The 16,206-nt window shown below is 72.7% G+C and carries 17 protein-coding genes; 11 read left to right on the forward strand and 6 right to left on the reverse strand.

Annotated features, from left to right (window positions below; all coding sequences use genetic code 11):
• Positions 1–31: 31 nt before the first annotated feature.
• Positions 32–817, reverse strand: a complete 786-nt coding sequence (locus tag Q5762_RS06690; protein WP_315891028.1) for an SDR family oxidoreductase — start codon at positions 815–817, stop codon at positions 32–34.
• Between the two features lie 121 nt (positions 818–938).
• Here Q5762_RS06690 and Q5762_RS06695 point away from each other — a divergent pair, with 121 nt between their 5' ends.
• From Q5762_RS06695 to Q5762_RS06705, 3 genes are all read left to right on the forward strand, one after another.
• Positions 939–1,586: a TetR family transcriptional regulator gene (locus tag Q5762_RS06695; protein WP_315891029.1), complete on the forward strand. Its 648-nt coding sequence runs from the start codon at positions 939–941 to the stop codon at positions 1,584–1,586.
• Positions 1,587–1,707: 121 nt separating this feature from the next.
• Positions 1,708–2,604: a TIGR01777 family oxidoreductase gene (locus Q5762_RS06700; protein WP_315891030.1), complete on the forward strand. Its 897-nt coding sequence runs from the start codon at positions 1,708–1,710 to the stop codon at positions 2,602–2,604.
• A gap of 169 nt (positions 2,605–2,773) precedes the next feature.
• The gene (locus tag Q5762_RS06705) at positions 2,774–4,186 is read left to right on the forward strand and encodes an NAD(P)/FAD-dependent oxidoreductase (RefSeq protein ID WP_315891031.1); all 1,413 of its coding nucleotides are present in this window, start codon (positions 2,774–2,776) and stop codon (positions 4,184–4,186) included.
• A gap of 573 nt (positions 4,187–4,759) precedes the next feature.
• Here the strand turns inward: Q5762_RS06705 and Q5762_RS06710 are convergent.
• The gene (locus Q5762_RS06710; protein ID WP_315891032.1) at positions 4,760–6,220 is read right to left on the reverse strand and encodes a regulator; all 1,461 of its coding nucleotides are present in this window, start codon (positions 6,218–6,220) and stop codon (positions 4,760–4,762) included.
• Positions 6,221–6,555: 335 nt separating this feature from the next.
• Here Q5762_RS06710 and lipB point away from each other — a divergent pair, with 335 nt between their 5' ends.
• The 4 genes from lipB (at position 6,556) to Q5762_RS06730 (ending at position 9,722) form a co-directional block, all read left to right on the forward strand.
• A complete protein-coding gene (lipB, locus tag Q5762_RS06715) occupies positions 6,556–7,398 on the forward strand; it encodes a lipoyl(octanoyl) transferase LipB (RefSeq protein WP_315891033.1) in 843 nt (280 codons plus the stop codon).
• 102 nt (positions 7,399–7,500) lie between these two features.
• Positions 7,501–8,469 (forward strand): lipoyl synthase, encoded by a 969-nt coding sequence (gene lipA / locus Q5762_RS06720; RefSeq protein WP_315891034.1) that lies wholly within the window; start codon positions 7,501–7,503, stop codon positions 8,467–8,469.
• 325 nt (positions 8,470–8,794) lie between these two features.
• Positions 8,795–9,007, forward strand: a complete 213-nt coding sequence (locus tag Q5762_RS06725) for a hypothetical protein (protein ID WP_315891035.1) — start codon at positions 8,795–8,797, stop codon at positions 9,005–9,007.
• 10 nt (positions 9,008–9,017) lie between these two features.
• A complete protein-coding gene (locus Q5762_RS06730) occupies positions 9,018–9,722 on the forward strand; it encodes a DUF4191 domain-containing protein (protein ID WP_315891036.1) in 705 nt (234 codons plus the stop codon).
• 71 nt (positions 9,723–9,793) lie between these two features.
• Here the strand turns inward: Q5762_RS06730 and Q5762_RS06735 are convergent, their stop codons facing one another.
• Positions 9,794–10,261 carry an RDD family protein gene (locus Q5762_RS06735; RefSeq protein WP_315891037.1) on the reverse strand — a complete coding sequence of 156 codons (468 nt, stop codon included), beginning with the start codon at positions 10,259–10,261 and terminating at the stop codon, positions 9,794–9,796.
• 221 nt (positions 10,262–10,482) lie between these two features.
• Between Q5762_RS06735 and glnA the strand changes: the two genes are divergently transcribed.
• Both glnA and Q5762_RS06745 read left to right on the forward strand, forming a co-directional pair.
• Positions 10,483–11,907 carry a type I glutamate--ammonia ligase gene (gene glnA / locus Q5762_RS06740; RefSeq protein ID WP_315891038.1) on the forward strand — a complete coding sequence of 475 codons (1,425 nt, stop codon included), beginning with the start codon at positions 10,483–10,485 and terminating at the stop codon, positions 11,905–11,907.
• Positions 11,908–12,121: 214 nt separating this feature from the next.
• Complete coding sequence (locus Q5762_RS06745; protein WP_315891039.1) at positions 12,122–12,946, forward strand: excalibur calcium-binding domain-containing protein; 825 nt, start codon at positions 12,122–12,124, stop codon at positions 12,944–12,946.
• Between the two features lie 77 nt (positions 12,947–13,023).
• On the opposite strand, the gene Q5762_RS06750 is transcribed toward Q5762_RS06745, so the two are convergent.
• Positions 13,024–13,299 (reverse strand): hypothetical protein, encoded by a 276-nt coding sequence (locus Q5762_RS06750; RefSeq protein WP_315891040.1) that lies wholly within the window; start codon positions 13,297–13,299, stop codon positions 13,024–13,026.
• 150 nt (positions 13,300–13,449) lie between these two features.
• On the opposite strand from Q5762_RS06750, the gene Q5762_RS06755 reads away from it, so the two are divergent.
• Positions 13,450–13,809, forward strand: a complete 360-nt coding sequence (locus tag Q5762_RS06755; protein WP_315891041.1) for an arsenate reductase family protein — start codon at positions 13,450–13,452, stop codon at positions 13,807–13,809.
• 23 nt (positions 13,810–13,832) lie between these two features.
• Here Q5762_RS06755 and Q5762_RS06760 read toward each other — a convergent pair whose 3' ends face one another.
• A complete protein-coding gene (locus Q5762_RS06760) occupies positions 13,833–14,708 on the reverse strand; it encodes an alpha/beta fold hydrolase (protein ID WP_315891042.1) in 876 nt (291 codons plus the stop codon).
• 44 nt (positions 14,709–14,752) lie between these two features.
• Between Q5762_RS06760 and Q5762_RS06765 the strand changes: the two genes are divergently transcribed.
• Complete coding sequence (locus tag Q5762_RS06765) at positions 14,753–15,241, forward strand: MarR family transcriptional regulator (RefSeq protein ID WP_315891043.1); 489 nt, start codon at positions 14,753–14,755, stop codon at positions 15,239–15,241.
• Here the strand turns inward: Q5762_RS06765 and Q5762_RS06770 are convergent.
• Entirely contained in the window at positions 15,198–16,172 is a 975-nt protein-coding gene (locus Q5762_RS06770; protein ID WP_315891044.1) for a Gfo/Idh/MocA family oxidoreductase, read from the reverse strand. The genes Q5762_RS06765 and Q5762_RS06770 overlap by 44 nt on opposite strands.
• Between the last annotated feature and the right edge of the window lie 34 nt (positions 16,173–16,206).

Genomic DNA, 16,206 nt, shown 5'->3' on the forward strand with positions numbered 1-16,206 from the left:
TCCGTACCGGCCTGTCGGGCCTGTCGGCCTTTCAGAAGTGCGTGCCGCCGTCGATGCGGACCTCGGTGCCGGTGATGAACCGTCCGTCCTCGCTCGCCAGCATCGCGACGACGCCCGCGACCGTCTCCGGTCCGGCGAAGCCCTGGCCGAGGGCGGGCGAGAGCTTCATGAAGAGCGACAGGTCGGCGTCCTCGGGCAGGCCGGGGCCGACGCTCTGGCGGCTGGCGCCGGTGCCGTCGGTCATGCCGGAGGAGATCGAGCCGGGCTGGACGGCGGTGAAACGGATGCCCTGCTTGGCGTACTCGGCGGCGAGCGCGTGCGTCATGGACTGGACGCCGCCCTTGCTGGCCGCGTAGGCGGCCATGTACGGGTGGGCGAACTGCGCCGAGGTGGAGGAGAAGTTCACGACGGCGGAGCCGTTGCCCGCCAGGAGGGCCGGGATCGCCTCGCGGATCACCAGGAATGTGCCGGTCAGGTTGATCCGCACGACCTGCTCGAAGGCGTCGAGGCTCGTCCCGTGGGTGTGCGAGGAGCGCAGGATGCCGGCCGCGTTGACCAGCACGTCCAGGCCGCCGAGCGCCGCGACGGCGGCGGCGACGCCGTCCCGTACGGACGTCTCGTCGGAGACGTTCACGACGAGCGTGGTCAGCCGGTCGGCGGCGGCGCCGGCCTTGGCGGCGGTGTCCTTCAGGCCGTCCTCGCTGATGTCGGCGGCGGCGACGCGGCCACCCTCGGCGAGCATGCGCAGCACGGTGGCCTGGCCGATGCCGGAGCCGCCACCCGTGACCAGTGCGCGACGTCCTTCGTAGCGGTTCATGTCCTGTCCGACCTCTCGGTGTCGAGCCCCTTGATGCAGATGACACCGTACGCCTGGATGGCACGTTTTGCCACAGCTGCATGAAATGCAGGGTCGGCAGGGGCGGGCGTACCCTCGTACGGTGAGCACTCAGCCCGCCGCCAGGCCCACCTCCCTGACCGAGCGCCGCAAGGCGGCCACCCAGCTCGACATCGCGCGCGCCGCCGCCGAGCTCTTCACCGAGCGCGGCCCGGACGGGACGACGGCCGAGGACATCGCCCTGCGCGCCGGGGTCGCGCTGCGCACCTTCTACCGCTACTTCCGCTCCAAGCAGGACGCCGTCGCCCCGCTGCTCGCGGTGGGCGCGGACCGCTGGCGGGAGTCGCTCGCGGCGGCGGAGCCGGGCTCGACCGTGCCGGCCGCCCTGGAACGGTCGGTCGCAGAGGCGCTCGCGGGCGCCGACGAGGAGGCCGCCGAGGGGCTGCGCTGGACGCGCGGGCTGCTGCGGGCGGCGGCCGAGGACCCGGCGCTGCGGGCGGTCTGGTACCGGGTCAACCAGGAGTCGGAGGAGAAGCTGCTCGCCGTGGTGGCCCAGCTGGCGGGCCCCGACGCGGACCCGCTGGAGGTCCGGCTCGCGGCGGCCGCGGCGACGGACGCGATCCGGGTGGCCCTCGAGGCGTGGGCGGAGACGGACGCCCCGGTCCGCGGCAAGGACGCCCCGGCCGAACTCGCGGTGCGCTGCCTGCGCGAACTGATGGGCGGCCTTGGGCCGTTGACGCCGGGGCGGTGAGGTAGCGGCGGGCGGGGGCGCGAACGGCGGCCGTTCGGGGCTGTGAGCCCGGGCCCGTCGTACGAGCCCCCCGCGTACCCCATCTCCCGCCCACCGGGCCCCTGGGGGCAGGATGGGCCGCATGGAACGCTCCCGCATCGCCGTCACCGGCGCCTCCGGACTCATCGGCACGGCCCTGGTGCGCTCGCTGCGCGCCGACGGCCACCACGTCTCCCGCCTCGTGCGCCGCCCGGCCCGGACCGCGGACGAGGTCGAGTGGGACCCGGCGCGGCTGTACGTGGACGCGGCGGGGCTCGTGGGCGTCGACGCGGTCGTGCACCTGGCGGGCGCCGGCGTCGGCGAGCGCCGCTGGAGCGAGGCGTACAAGAAGGAGATCCGCGACAGCCGCGTGCTCGGTACGCGCGCCCTGGCGGAGGCCCTGGCCTCGCTCGCCGACCCGCCGCAGGTACTGGTGTGCGGCACGGCGCTGGGCTACTACGGCGACACGGGTTCGCGCGCGGTGGACGAGAGCGCGCCCGCGGGCGAGGGCTTCCTGCCGTCCGTCTGCGTGGAGTGGGAGGCCGCGGCGGCCCCCGCCGAGGAGGCCGGCATCCGGGTCGCGTACGCCCGTACGGGCCTTGTGGTGGCCGCCGAGGGCGGCGCGTGGGGCCGGCTCTTCCCGGTGTTCCGGGCCGGGGTCGGCGGACGGATGGGCGACGGCCGGCAGTACTGGAGCTTCATATCGCTGCACGACGAGGTGGCCGCCCTGCGGCATCTGATCGACACGGAGTCCCTCGCGGGCCCGGTCAATCTGACGGCCCCCGAGCCGGTCACCAACCGGGAGGTGACGGCGGCGATGGGCCGGGTCCTGCGCCGTCCGACGTTCCTCACCGTCCCGGCGCCGGCGCTGCGGCTGGCGCTCGGGGAGTTCGCGGTGGACGTGCTGGGCAGTCAGCGGGTGCTGCCGAGCCGGCTGTTGGAGTCGGGGTTCCAGTTCGCGTTCCCGACGATCGACGAGTCGATCCGGGCGGCGGCCTGACGCGTCGCGGTGCGACCCCGTCGTGCTGCGTGCACCCCGGTGCGCGCCGCTGGCGCGGCCGGGCACGGCTGCCCGAGGCTGGCAGGTCCTGAATGCGAACTCGGGCATTCCGGGGGCCGGTTGGGGGCATAGGCCTCCCACCAAGCCGCGCCGACCTGGGGAGGGGCACGTGCTCAGTACCGCACGCCATACGGATGTCGTCACGGATGACGTGACGGACGACGTCACGGACGTCGTCATTGTCGGGGCCGGGATCGCGGGTCTCGCGGCCGCCCACCGGCTGACCAGCGCCGGACTCGGGGTCACGGTCCTGGAGGCCGGCCCGCAGGTCGGCGGCCGGATGCTCACCGACGACGTCGACGGCTTCCGGCTCGACCGGGTGGGGGCGCCGCTCACGACCTCGTACACGGAACCGTTCGGCACACGGGGGCTGGAGGGGGTGCCGCTGCGGCCGTTCGCGCCGGGGGCGCTGGTGCACAGCGACGGGCGGTACGTGCGGATCGGCGAACCGTTCCCCCACCCCCGCCGACGCGCCGCCTCGCACGGTCGGGGGTCGGCGCACGGTCGGGGGGCCGGTGCGTCGCACGCCGCCTGGCGCGTAGGGGGCGCGTACACGGTTGCGCGCGCCCTTGCGAGCGCCCCCCGTAATCCGGCGGCCTCGCTGGACCAGGCGCGCCTCGGCGCCTCCCTGGCCCGGCTCGCCGCGACGCCCGCGCAGCGCCTGCTGACCCGTCAGGAGCGGACCGCGCGCGAGGGCCTGACGGCCCGGCTGCCCGCCCGTACGGTCCAGGGCGTGCTGCGGCCCCTGGTCGCGGCGCTGCTCGGCGACCCCGACCTGCGCACGTCGAGCCGCTACGCCGACCTGGCGCTGCGCGCGTTCGCCCGGGGCCGGTCGGGCGTACCGGAGGGCGGCTCGGGGGCGCTGCCCGCACTGCTGGCGGCGACGCTGCCGCCGGGCACGGTCCGGACCGGGGTGCGGGTGACGGACGTCGCGGTCAACCGGGTCGAGACGGCGGAGCACGGGGTGTTCGGCTGCCGCTCGGTGGTCCTCGCGACGGGCGCGCGGACGGCGGCGGAGCTGCTGCCGGGGCTGCGGGTGCCGGCCTTCCACCCGGTGACGGTGCTGCACCACACGGCGCCCGAGGCGCCCGCGCAGGAGCCGGTCCTGCTCCTGGAGTCCGACCGGGGCGGTCCGGTGGCGTACTCGGCGGTGATGAGCGCCGTCGACCCCACGCGGGCGCCGGCCGGCCGGGTCCTCGTCACCTCGACGATCCTGGGGGCGCCGCCGGACGACGTGGAGCGGCGGGTGCGCAAGCATCTCGCGACGCTGTACGGGACGTCGACGGACGAGTGGGAGCTGCTGGCGCTCCACCACACGCCGGACGCGGTCCCGGCGATGCGCCCGCCGCACGACCCGCGCCGCCCGGTCCGGCTGCTCTCCGGCCTCTACGTCTGCGGCGACCACCGCGACACGTCCTCCCCCCAGGGCGCCCTGACCTCCGCCCACCGCGCGACCCAGGCCCTCCTGAAAGACCTGGGCGCCCCACTCCCCCAGACCCCACCTTCGGAGGCAGCGGCGTAGGGCCCGCCCCTTTGTGGGCAACGGTCCCGCCGGACCCCCCGCCCCGTTGTGGGCAACGGTCCCGCCGGGCGCCCCCCCACCCCGTTGTGGGCAATCGTTCCGCTGGGGCGATGGGGGTCCCCCCTGCTCGAGCGAAGCGAGGAGCTTGGGGGAGGGTGGGCACAACGGAACGGCGCCCTTGGCGGGCGCGACCGCCCCGTGCGCCTACGCCCACCCCGAGGTCCCTGAACGCGCAACGGCCCCGGGGTGCAGGCCCGGGCTCTCGTGCGGAGCGCGCCCGCATGGGGCGCCGTCCCGTGTGCCCACGCGTCCCGCCCCAGCGGGACGATTGCCCACACGAGGGGTGGGGGAGGCGGGACGGCCGCCCACACGGGGGGTGGGGGAGGCGGGACGGCCGCCCACACGGGGTGGGGGGCGAGGCGACCGACCCACGCGGGGGTGGGCAGGCGGGACCACCCCACGCGGGGGACGGGGACGCCCAGCCACCACCCCACGCGGGGGGGGGCGGGGACGCCCAGCCACCACCCCACGCCGGGTGGGACGCCCGGCCACCGCCCCACGGGGGCGCGCGCGTCAGCCGATCGCCGCCACGCGGTCCCGGTACGTGCGGACCGCTGACGCGTCGCGGTAGGGCTCCAGGCGGCGTTCGAAGTCGCGTACGTACTCCAGCGCGCGGGCCGAGCGCATCTCGGAGGCCTGTTGGGCCGCCTCCGCGCCCAGCGCGCAGGCCTGGTCGAGTTCGCCGAGGCCGAGGCGGGCGGAGGCGAGGACCACGCGGCAGAAGAGGCGGCTGCGGGCGAAGCCGGGGGCGCGCAGCTGGAGGGAGCGTTCGGCGTGCTGGGCGGCGGCCCGGTACTGCTGGAGGTCGCGGTGACAGTGCCCGAACTCGTCGGCGAGCTGCGCCTCGTCGAAGGGCCGCGCCCAGTACGGCACGTCGTCGCCCGGCCTGGCCGCCTCAAGGGCCCGTTCCGCGCGCGCCAGCGCGGCCCCACACGCCCGTGCCTCGCCCAGCACCCCGTGCCCGCGCGCCTCCACGGAGTGCAGCAGCGCCTGGACGACCGGCGGGGCGGCCGAGCCGACGCCCTGCTGGGCGACCCGGGCCAGCTGCACAGCCTCCCGCCCGTGGCCGAGGTAGACGGCCTGGCGGCTCATGGTGATCAGGACGTACGAGCCGTACGCCCGGTCCCCCGCCGCCTGCGCGAGCCGCAGCGCCTGGACGAAGTACCGCTGGGCGAGTCCGTGCGCGGCGATGTCGTACGAGGTCCAGCCCGCGAGCCTCGTCAGGTCGGCCGCCGCCGCGAACAGCCGGCGGCCGACGGACTCGCCGTACGTGCCGCGCAGCATCGGTTCGGCCTCGTGCTCCAGATAGCGCACCAGGGCCTGGCGGGCGTGGCCGCCGCCGTACGCGTGGTCGAGGGTGCGGAACAGCTCGCCGACCGAGCGCAGCGCGGAGATGTCCCCGCTGGAGACCCGCTGCCCCGGCCCCCGGTCCGTGCCGCGCTGCCGGGGCACCGAGAGCCTGCCCTGCGGCGGCACGCGGGCGTCCTGCGCGAGCCGGCCGTTGGGCGCCGCCGTCTCCCCGTGCGCCACCCGCTCGTCGGCGCGCCCGATCAGCCAGTCCCGGCTGGGGACGACGAGACCGGCCGGGGTGAAGGCGATCTTGCGGAGTTCGGCGTGGCTGCCGGAGTCCTTGCGCCACAGCCCGCTGACGATGTCGACGGCCTCCTCGGGCGTCGCCGCGAACTCCAGGCCGGCGTACACGGGCGCGCAGGCGTCCAGACCGAGGTCCTGTGCGGAGAGGCGGCGGCCGAGCCGGCGGGTGAAGACCTCGGCGATGAGGGCGGGGGTGGTGCCCCGCGGCTGCTGACCGCGCAGCCAGCGGGTCACGGAGGTCTTGTCGTACCGCAGGTCGAGTCCGTGTTCCAGGCCGAGCTGGTCGACCCGTCTCGCCAGGCCCGCGTTGGAGAACCCGGCTTCGGCGATGAGCGCGGCGAGCTGGCGGTTCGGGATGCGCTGCGGGGGTCGTTCCGTCATCAGCTGTGCGGTCTCCTGCCTTCCGGGCCCGGGTGGAAGCCCGTGTGGACCCTCATGGAACGGCGTGAATTTAGCGGCCCTCACCGCCCATACCGCCGCCTTCGCCCCACATTCATCCGATCGTGTGAGGATTCGTCGGCGGGATTTACAGCACGCGCACACCGGGCGGGTGACGATGCCCCCTCGTACACCTCCTCGTACACCTCCTCGTACACCTGCCGGACCCGCTCCCCCGCCGCGGCCGTACAGTGGCATGGGCGCGAATGACGCATGGCGCCGAGCCGGCCCCGGGACGATCCCCGGAAACCGGCACGGGCACAGGAGGAGGCACTGCCGTGAGTGAGCTGCGATTCGCCCGTCTGGGCTTCGGCGAGGACGCCGTGGAGTACCAGGCGGCCTGGGACAAGCAGCGCGAGGTGCACGCCGCCCGGTTCGCCGACGAGATCCCCGACACGTGCCTGCTCCTGGAGCACCCGCCCGTGTACACGGCGGGCCGGCGTACGGCGGAGAGCGAGCGCCCCCTCGACGGGACGCCGGTCGTGGACGTGGACCGGGGCGGCAAGATCACCTGGCACGGCCCGGGCCAGCTCGTCGGCTACCCGATCCTGAAGCTGCCCCGCCCGGTCGACGTCGTCGCGCACGTCCGCCGCCTTGAGGACGCGCTGATCCGCACGGCCGCCGAGTTCGGCCTGGAGACCACCCGGATCGAGGGCCGCAGCGGTGTGTGGGTGCTGGGCGACCCGGTCGAGCAGCGCCCCGCGCTCGGTGGACTCTCGCTCGACTTCGACCCGCGGCTGACCGACGAGGAGTTCGACCCGCGCCTCAACGGTCCCGAGTACGCCCCGTCCAACGCCGGCCAGCGCCGCGAGGACCGGAAGCTGGCGGCGATCGGCATCCGGGTCGCCAAGGGCGTCACGATGCACGGGTTCGCGCTGAACGTGAACCCGGACAACACCTGGTTCGACCGGATCATCCCGTGCGGCATCCGCGACGCGGGCGTCGCCTCGCTCGCGAACGAGCTGGGCCGGGACATCACCATCGAGGACGTCCTGCCGGTGATCGAGAAACACCTGACGGCGGTCCTCGAGAACGCGGAGCCGAAGCCGCGCGAGATCGAGCGCGCCGACGCGGCCGTGTCCGCCGAGGTCGCCGAGCCCGCCGCCGTGGCGTCCGCCTAGGGAATGCCGAGCTCTGGCCACAGGTTGGCCAGACTGAAAACCGTACGAACAACGGGCGTACCCTGGTGTGCGCCGAAGAATCGAAGTTACAGGGAGCCGGTCGTGTCCGCAGTCGCACCCGACGGACGCAAGATGCTGCGCCTGGAGGTCCGTAACGCCCAGACCCCCATCGAGCGCAAGCCCGAGTGGATCAAGACCCGGGCGAAGATGGGTCCCGAGTACACGAAGATGCAGGGCCTCGTGAAGAGCGAGGGCCTGCACACGGTCTGCCAGGAGGCGGGCTGTCCCAACATCTTCGAATGCTGGGAGGACCGCGAGGCCACCTTCCTCATCGGCGGTGACCAGTGCACGAGGCGTTGCGACTTCTGCCAGATCGACACGGGCAAGCCCGAGGCGCTGGACCGTGACGAGCCCCGCCGCGTCGGCGAGTCGGTCGTCACGATGGACCTGAACTACGCCACCATCACCGGCGTCGCGCGCGACGACCTGGAGGACGGCGGCGCCTGGCTGTACGCGGAGACCGTGCGCCAGATCCACGAGCAGACGGCGGGCCGCGCCGACGGCCGTACGAAGGTCGAGCTGCTCGCCCCCGACTTCAACGCGGTGCCCGAGCTCCTGGCCGAGGTCTTCGCCTCCCGCCCCGAGGTCTTCGCGCACAACGTCGAGACGGTGCCGCGGATCTTCAAGCGGATCCGTCCCGGCTTCCGCTACGAGCGCTCGCTGGACGTCATCACCAAGGCCCGAGACTACGGTCTGGTCACGAAGTCGAACCTGATCCTCGGCATGGGCGAGACCCGCGAGGAGGTCAGCGAGGCGCTCCAGCAGCTGCACGACGCCGGCTGCGAGCTGATCACGATCACGCAGTACCTGCGGCCCTCGGTCCGGCACCACCCCGTGGAGCGCTGGGTGAAGCCGCAGGAGTTCGTGGAGCTGAAGGAGGAGGCCGACGAGATCGGCTTCTCCGGTGTGATGTCGGGCCCGCTGGTCCGTTCCTCGTACCGCGCGGGCCGTCTGTTCCAGCAGGCGATCGAGAAGCGCGGCGCGGTGGACAACGCGACGCAGGCCGTCTGAGCCACGGCCCCCGGGCCGTGTGACGACCGCCGCCCAAGACTGTGTGAACTCGCGCACAAGTGGTTACCGGCCGGTAATGGCCGAATCCGTCGCGGCCCGTATGCCCCCGCAGGTCAGGGGCCCGTACGGGCCGCGTCGGCGTTTCCGGAGGCGCACAGATGGCCCCATCAACGTTTCATCAGTGTTTGACCGCCGGGTCACGCGCTGGTAACACCGTTCTGTGAGCCTGAGTTCACTCACCGCCACGGCCACCGCCAGGGCGTGAGCGCCGCTCTCCGCCCCACCCCCCACCTCATCTCATCCATGCTTGAGGGAGGACCCCGTCATGCAGGCCGCGACACACGTCCGCGCCACCGCCATCCCGTCCGTCACCGACGCCCTGAAGGCCGTCGAGGCGCTGTTGCTCTCCGGAGGCCAGCGGACCGCCCGCCGCAACGCCTGGACCTCGGTCCTGGAGGACCGCCGCCGGGCCAAGGACCGGGTCGAGGCCCAGCACGTGATGGAGGCCGTGGCTGGCCGCGCTTCCCGGGCCACGTAAACTTCAGGACATGGCGAGGAAGGCAAACACGGGCAGCGGCGACGCTGCGAACCAGGGGCGACTCAAGCAGATCGCCCTCACGTACAAGATGACCCGAAAGGCCGACCCGAAGGTCGGGCTTGTCGTCGCGGGCGTGGGCATCGTCGTACTCGGTGTCCTCCTCGCGATCGGCTTCGTGATCGGTCACCCGGTCTACCTGGGCATTCTGGGATTCATCCTGGCGCTGCTGGCGATGGCGATCATCTTCGGACGCCGTGCCGAGCGCGCGGCCTTCGGTCAGATGGAGGGCCAGCCGGGCGCTGCGGCCGCGGTGCTGCAGAACATCGGACGCGGCTGGACGACGACCCCGGCGATCGCGATGAACAAGAGCCAGGACGTCGTGCACCGCGCGGTCGGCCGGGCGGGCATCGTGCTGGTGGCCGAGGGCAACCCGAACCGGCTGAAGCCGCTGCTCGCGGCCGAGAAGAAGAAGATGGCCCGCATCGTCGTGGACGTGCCGGTCACCGACATCATGGTCGGCAACGGCGAGGGTCAGGTGCCGCTGAACAAGGTCCGTACGACCATGCTGAAGCTCCCGCGCGTCCTCTCGGGCCCGCAGGTGACGGTGGCCAACGACCGGCTGCGGGCGATGGGCGACCTGATGAGCAACATGCCGGTGCCGAAGGGTCCGATGCCGAAGGGCATGCGGATGCCGCGCGGCGGAAAGATGCGCTGACGACTTCTGTACGACGAAGGGGCGCCCGGAACCGATCGGTTCCGGGCGCCCCTTTCGTTGGTGGAACGTGCTCAGATGCGTACCTGGACGGCGCCCGCGAGGCGGTCGTGGAGCCCGCGGCCGTCGCGGTCCCAGATCAGGGCCGGGATGGCGAGGCAGACGAGCAGGCTGCGGACGACCACGCGCACGACGCCGAGCCGGCCGCCGGCGACCGAGACGACTCGCAGGCCGAAGATCCGCTTGCCCGGGGTGGAGCCGATGGTGCCGACCGTCAGCACGCTCAGGACGAGCAGGATGACGAGCGCCCAGTTGCCGGTCGCCTGGCTGTAGCCGTCGGTGACGAGGCCGTATGCGATCACCATGCACAGGGCCCAGTCGACGGCGAGGGCGCCGATCCGGCGGCCGGGGCGGGCGATCGAACCGGGCCCCTCCTCGGGGAGCCCGAGCTGCTGACCGCGGTAACCGAAGTCGACGCCTGCGTCCTCGGCCGCCGCGCGGGGGCCGGACAGCCATGATCCGAGTGCTTGCCTGTTGTCCACGCGTCCACGGTACTGGGCCCGTTTTCGATCACTTCGGCCCGGGTCGGCATCGCCGTGCCGGGCTGCCGCGCACACCAAGCCCGGTTAACTTGGTCGAAACAAATGGGTCACGCTTGAGAAATCCCGTCTGCCTATGGTCGGGTCCAGCGTGTGCCACCGCACTGGCCGCACGACCGAGCTGCAACCCCGCCCCTCCCCGGGCCGGGAGTAGGAGGAGTGGGATGTCCGAGAAGCACGGGTTCCAGAACGCCGACGAGGTCCAGAAGTTCATCAAGGACAACGACGTCAAGATGGTCGACGTCCGTTTCTGTGACCTTCCGGGAGTGATGCAGCACTTCACGATCCCGGCGACGGCGTTCGACCCGTCGGAGGAGCTGGCCTTCGACGGCTCGTCGATCCGTGGCTTCCAGGCCATCCACGAGTCCGACATGGCGCTGCGCGCCGACCTGTCGACGGCCCGCATGGACCCGTTCCGCCGCGACAAGACGCTGAACATCAACTTCTTCATCCACGACCCGATCACGGGCGAGCAGTACAGCCGTGACCCGCGGAACATCGCGAAGAAGGCGGAGGCGTACCTGGCCTCCACCGGCATCGCCGACACCGCGTACTTCGGCCCGGAGGCGGAGTTCTACGTCTTCGACTCGGTGCGCTTCAACACCGCCGCCAACGAGGGCTTCTACCACATCGACTCCGAGGCCGGCGCCTGGAACACCGGTGCGGTCGAGGACAACCGCGGCTACAAGGTCCGTTACAAGGGCGGCTACTTCCCGGCCCCGCCGGTCGACCACTTCGCCGACCTGCGCGCGGAAATCTCGCTGGAGCTGGAGAACGTCGGCCTGCAGGTCGAGCGCCAGCACCACGAGGTCGGCACCGCCGGCCAGGCCGAGATCAACTACAAGTTCAACACCCTGCTGGCCGCGGCCGACGACCTGATGCTCTTCAAGTACATCGTGAAGAACGTCGCGTGGCGCAACAACAAGACCGCGACCTTCATGCCGAAGCCGATCTTCGGCGACAACGGCTCGGGCATGCACGTCCACCAGTCGCTGTGGGCCAACGGCGACCCGCTGTTCTACGACGAGCAGGGCTACGCGGGCCTGTCGGACACCGCCCGCTACTACATCGGCGGCATCCTGAAGCACGCCCCGTCGCTGCTCGCCTTCACCAACCCGACGGTGAACTCGTACCACCGCCTGGTGCCCGGCTTCGAGGCCCCGGTCAACATGGTCTACTCGCAGCGCAACCGCTCGGCGGCCATGCGTATCCCGATCACGGGCTCGAACCCGAAGGCCAAGCGCGTCGAGTTCCGCGCGCCGGACCCGTCCTCGAACCCGTACCTCGCCTTCTCGGCGCTGCTGCTCGCGGGCCTCGACGGCATCAAGAACAAGATCGAGCCGGCCGAGCCGATCGACAAGGACCTGTACGAGCTGGCTCCCGAGGAGCACGCGAACGTCCAGCAGGTCCCGACCTCGCTCCCGGCGGTCCTCGAAGCCCTTGAGGCGGACAACGAGTACCTGCAGGCCGGTGGTGTCTTCACCTCCGACCTGATCGAGACCTGGATCGACTACAAGCGCACGAGCGAGATCGCCCCGATCCAGCTGCGCCCGCACCCGCACGAGTTCGAGCTCTACTTCGACATCTAGGACGGCCGGTCGGGCCTGTACCGACCGTCGCGTCTTACGAGGCCCCGCCACTCTCCCTGGAGAGCGGCGGGGCCTCGGCGTTTCTCAGCGGCTCTCCTCGCCGCATCGGGTCTCAATCTGTGCAATACCTGTGCGGGGATCTTCACTTGGTGTTTACGATTCCCCCGCATTTCCTCGCCGCCGCGTCGAGCGGCCCTGCTGCCAGGAGCCCCGCGTGTACCAGAACCAGCCCCCTCAGCCGTACCCGAACCCTTATGGAACGCAGACGCCGCCGCCGGTGCGGCGGCGGCAGTGGTGGCAGCATCCGGCGCTGGTCATCACGGCGCTGGTCGTGCTGCCGCCTGCCGGTATCGCGCTGGCGTGGCTGAGTCCGTGGGGCCAGACGAAGAAGATCGTGGCCACGGTGCTCTCGGGGATATGGTTCCTGGTTGCGTTCCTCGGCGACCCGCCGGCGGAGGAGCAGGGCGACGCCAAGCCGAAAACGGCGGCGTCGGCTTCAGCGACGGCTTCTGCGTCGTCGAGCCCTACCCCCTCGCCGAGTGCGGATCTCCTCATGCCCGACGTCGTCGGCAAGACGTTCTCGGAGGCGGAGGCCTCCGTGGAGGCGCTGATCGACGGAGAGTTGAGGGCGGCCAGCGCCTACGGAGACGTCAGCCTGCCCACGAACCACGCGACCTGGATCGTCTGCTTCCAAGGTCCGGCGGCGGGCACCCGGCTCGTACCGGCCGGCGCGGACCCGAACGTCCATCTGGTGGCGCCGGGCACGGCCTGCCCCGCCACGACGGGCACCGAGCTGCGCCCCGAGCCGTCGAAGTCGCCGACGCCGACTGCGAAGCCCAAGCCGAAGCGCACCACCCCGGCTCCGACTCCCACTCCCACTCCCACCAGGGACGACTCGGGTGACTCCGGCGGGGGCAGCTCCGTGTACTACAAGAACTGCGACGCCGTGCGGGCCGCCGATGCCGACCCGATCCGCGTGGGCGACCCGGGCTACGGAAGCCACCTCGACCGGGACGGTGACGGCGTCGGCTGCGAGTGAGCGCGCGACGCGCACGCGTGCGAGGCCCCGGGGAGCGTGCGCTCTCCGGGGCCTCGGCCGGTGGTCCGGCGTCGGGGTCAGCGGCCGTAGCGGATCAGGGCGCGGACCATGCGGCAGGTGGTGTCCGAGGGCGGGTGGATGCCGATGAGCTCCGCCGTCGTGCGTATCTTCTCGTTGCCGGCCCGCGCCGGGTCGTGGATGCCCGCGTCCAGCAGGACGATCGCGAGGCGCATGGCCTTCAGGCGGCGGTTGTGGCTCACGTACCACTCGCGGGGGCGGCCCGCGGGGAGCGGCTGCTTCTGGAGGGGCTTCCAGGGTTCGAGGGACGGTGTCCGGATCACGGCGAGTGCCATGGGCGACCTCCTGGCGAAAAAGCGGGGTGCGGGCCCTCCCCGGGACCCTCACCTTCACCCCCTATTTTAGGCGCCCCCACTGACAATCGCCCCTGTTCAGACCGTATTTGAGGGGTGGTGAAGGGGCGTGCGCCGGGTACCGTTGACGGCATGGAGATCTGGATCAATCCCGCCTGTTCCAAGTGCCGTGGCGCGCTGCATCTGCTCGACGAGGAGGGCGCCGAGTACACCGTGCGGCGCTACCTGGAGGACGTACCGAGCCCGGCCGAGATCCGGGACGTCCTGGAGCGGCTCGGGCTCGAACCCTGGGACATCACGCGGACGCAGGAGGCGGTCGCGAAGGAACTGGGGCTCAAGGACTGGGCGCGCGACGAGGCGAGCCGCGAGCAGTGGATCGAGGCGCTGTCCGCGCACCCCAAGCTGATCCAGCGGCCGATCATCACGGCGGAGGACGGCACGGCGGTGGTGGGGCGGTCCGAGGAGGCCGTACGGGACGCCCTGTCACGCTGACGGACACACGGACCTTGGTACGGTCACGCGGACTTCAGGAACCCTTCGATCCACTCGTACGTCTCCGGTGGCGCCCCCGCCGGGAGGGTGTGGTGCGTGGCGCCGGGCAGCGTCGCCGTCCGGATGCGCGGTACGGCGGCCCGCGCCCGGGCCGCCATCCGGGCGCTGTCGTGGGCGCGGCTCCGCTCGGCGAGGAGGAGCAGCGTCGGCGGCTTGAGGGTGCCGAGCTCGGCGGGGGTCGGGCGCGGGCCTGTCACGGGGCGGGCGCTCGGGAACTCCGCGGCCAGCGCGAGCAGCCGCAGCCACGCCGGGTCGAGTTCCGCGTCCGCGCCGCGCGTCTCCCACCGCAGGAACGTGGCGTTCCGGGCGGGGGTGGGGCGGAGCAGCATGGGCAGGGCGCGGAGCAGGTAGCGGGGGCTGAAGCCGGTGAAGCAGTTGGTCGGGTCGAGGAGGACGAGCCGGTCGACGCGCTCGGGGGCCCGTAGGGCGTGGTGGAGGGCGATCCAGGCGCCGTAGGAGTGGCCGACGAAGGCGGCGGAGTCGAGGCGGAGTCCGTCGAGCAGGGCGTGCAGCCAGGCGGTGAGGTCGTCGGCGGTACGGAGGGGGTTGGCGGGGGCCGCCGCGGGCACGCTGCGACCCGGTTCTCCGATCAGGTCGACGGCGTGGACCCGGTGGTTCCGGCCGAGCGCGGCGGCCATCGCGTACCAGCCCGTGGCGGTGGCGCCGCCGCCCGGCAGGAGGAGGACGGGCGGGGCGTCCTCGGGGCCGTGGCTGAGGAGATGGGTCGTGCCGTACGCCGTCACCAGCTCGGAGGTCGTGGTGTTGGTGGGCCAGTGATCGAGGACGGCGTCGTAGGCGGCGAGGAATGCAGGGGGGACGGTGGCGGTGGCGGCGGGCATGGCGCAACCTCTCGCTGGGCGATAATCTCGCTGAGCGAGATAATATGACGGGAGGCGGCGGAGTGACAGACTCACCGGAGCTACAGGTTTTCCATCTCCTGCGCGCGGTCACGGTCGAATACGGCCTGCGGCAGGGCGAGTTCGCCACGCGCAACGGGATGCACGCCACGGACGTCCGGGCCCTGATCTGCCTGCTCGACGCCGAGCGCGCGGGAACGGACGCGACCGCCGGCCGGCTGGGCGCCCAGCTCGGCCTCAACTCCGCCGGCACGACCGCCGTCATCGACCGCCTCGAACGCCTCGGCCACCTCGCCCGCATCCGCGACACCCGCGACCGCCGCCGCGTACTGCTCCGGGTCGAGGAGAGCGCCAAGGAACTGGGCCGGTCGTCCTTCGGACCCCTGATCGACGGAACGGTGGCGCTGCTGCGGGAGTTCGACGCGGGCGAGGTGGATGCCGTACGACGCTTCCTGACGGGCGTACGGGAGATCATGGCGACGGAGAGCACGGCGGCCGGGGACGAGCCGGGCTGACTCGGGCCGAGGCTTCCTCCTGCCCTGCTGCTGCCGTCATCTGCGCCTCCGCCTCCGCCAGGATCTCCGTGATCCGGGTGCCGAAGCGGACGTCGCAGGGGTGGGGGACGCCCGTCCGGGCCGATTCGATCAGGGCGTCGATCGCCCGGGTGTACGCGCCCGCCGCGCCGTCCCACTGGGGCATCGCGACCCGCCCCTGTTCGCCGTAGAACGCCAGCGCGGCGCCCGCCGCCTTCGGGGGCGCGGAGAGGGTGAGCGTCGCCGTGCTGGTCGCGCCCGAGGTGTGGTGCATGACCAGGTGGTGGGTGTCCGCCGGGCCCCGTACGGCCGTCATGTCGGTGACGTCGCCGAGCACGGGCAGGTAGGCGGAGAGCACGTGCGGGCCGACGTCCCACAGGCCGCCCTTCTCGCGCCGCCACGGCGAGGCCGCGTACGCGCTCGTCGAACCGGGCGCGAAGAGCGAGCCCAGCCAGTGCGCCTCGCCGAGGAACCAGCCGCCCGCCGCCGCCTGTTCGTCGATCCAGCGCGCCGTCGGCTCCGCGAAGCGGAGCGTGCAGAAGACGACGGAGGCGACCCCGCCCAGGTCGGCGAAATCGGCGACCTGCCGCGCGGCCTCGACCGTCGTGGCCACCGGCTTGTCCAGGAGCAGATGGCACCCCATGGCCGCCGCGCGGAGCGCGAGCGTGGCCTGGACGTCCGGGGGCAGGGCGAAGGCGACCGCGTCGCAGGACTCGAAGAGCTCCTCCTCGTCCTCGTACGCGGTCGTGCCGAAGGCCGTGGCCAGTTCCGCCGCGGCCTCGGGCCGTCTGCCCCAGACGCCGGCGAACTCCACATCGGGATGCGCGGCGAGCGCGGGCGCGTGCGTCCGCGCGGCCCAGGGGCCGGTACCGATGAGGCCGATCCGGAACTTCCCGCCTGCGTCTGTCGTCATGCCTCTCAGTCTGCCGTGCGGCTATGACAGCGAC

It is taken from the genome of Streptomyces sp. P9(2023) (assembly GCF_032436795.1).
Classification (GTDB): domain Bacteria; phylum Actinomycetota; class Actinomycetes; order Streptomycetales; family Streptomycetaceae; genus Streptomyces.

What these genes read in the sequence shown, in the direction of transcription:
- Q5762_RS06755 (WP_315891041.1), top strand. Translation starts at nt 13,450, where the DNA reads ATGGAGATCTGGATCAATCCCGCCTGTTCCAAGTGCCGTGGCGCGCTG.
- Q5762_RS06770 (WP_315891044.1), bottom strand. Translation starts at nt 16,172, where the DNA reads ATGACGACAGACGCAGGCGGGAAGTTCCGGATCGGCCTCATCGGTACC.
- Q5762_RS06750 (WP_315891040.1), bottom strand. Translation starts at nt 13,299, where the DNA reads ATGGCACTCGCCGTGATCCGGACACCGTCCCTCGAACCCTGGAAGCCC.
- Q5762_RS06710 (WP_315891032.1), bottom strand. Translation starts at nt 6,220, where the DNA reads ATGACGGAACGACCCCCGCAGCGCATCCCGAACCGCCAGCTCGCCGCG.
- glnA (WP_315891038.1), top strand. Translation starts at nt 10,483, where the DNA reads ATGTCCGAGAAGCACGGGTTCCAGAACGCCGACGAGGTCCAGAAGTTC.
- Q5762_RS06765 (WP_315891043.1), top strand. Translation starts at nt 14,753, where the DNA reads ATGACGGGAGGCGGCGGAGTGACAGACTCACCGGAGCTACAGGTTTTC.
- Q5762_RS06690 (WP_315891028.1), bottom strand. Translation starts at nt 817, where the DNA reads ATGAACCGCTACGAAGGACGTCGCGCACTGGTCACGGGTGGCGGCTCC.
- Q5762_RS06700 (WP_315891030.1), top strand. Translation starts at nt 1,708, where the DNA reads ATGGAACGCTCCCGCATCGCCGTCACCGGCGCCTCCGGACTCATCGGC.
- Q5762_RS06725 (WP_315891035.1), top strand. Translation starts at nt 8,795, where the DNA reads ATGCAGGCCGCGACACACGTCCGCGCCACCGCCATCCCGTCCGTCACC.
- Q5762_RS06760 (WP_315891042.1), bottom strand. Translation starts at nt 14,708, where the DNA reads ATGCCCGCCGCCACCGCCACCGTCCCCCCTGCATTCCTCGCCGCCTAC.
- Q5762_RS06730 (WP_315891036.1), top strand. Translation starts at nt 9,018, where the DNA reads ATGGCGAGGAAGGCAAACACGGGCAGCGGCGACGCTGCGAACCAGGGG.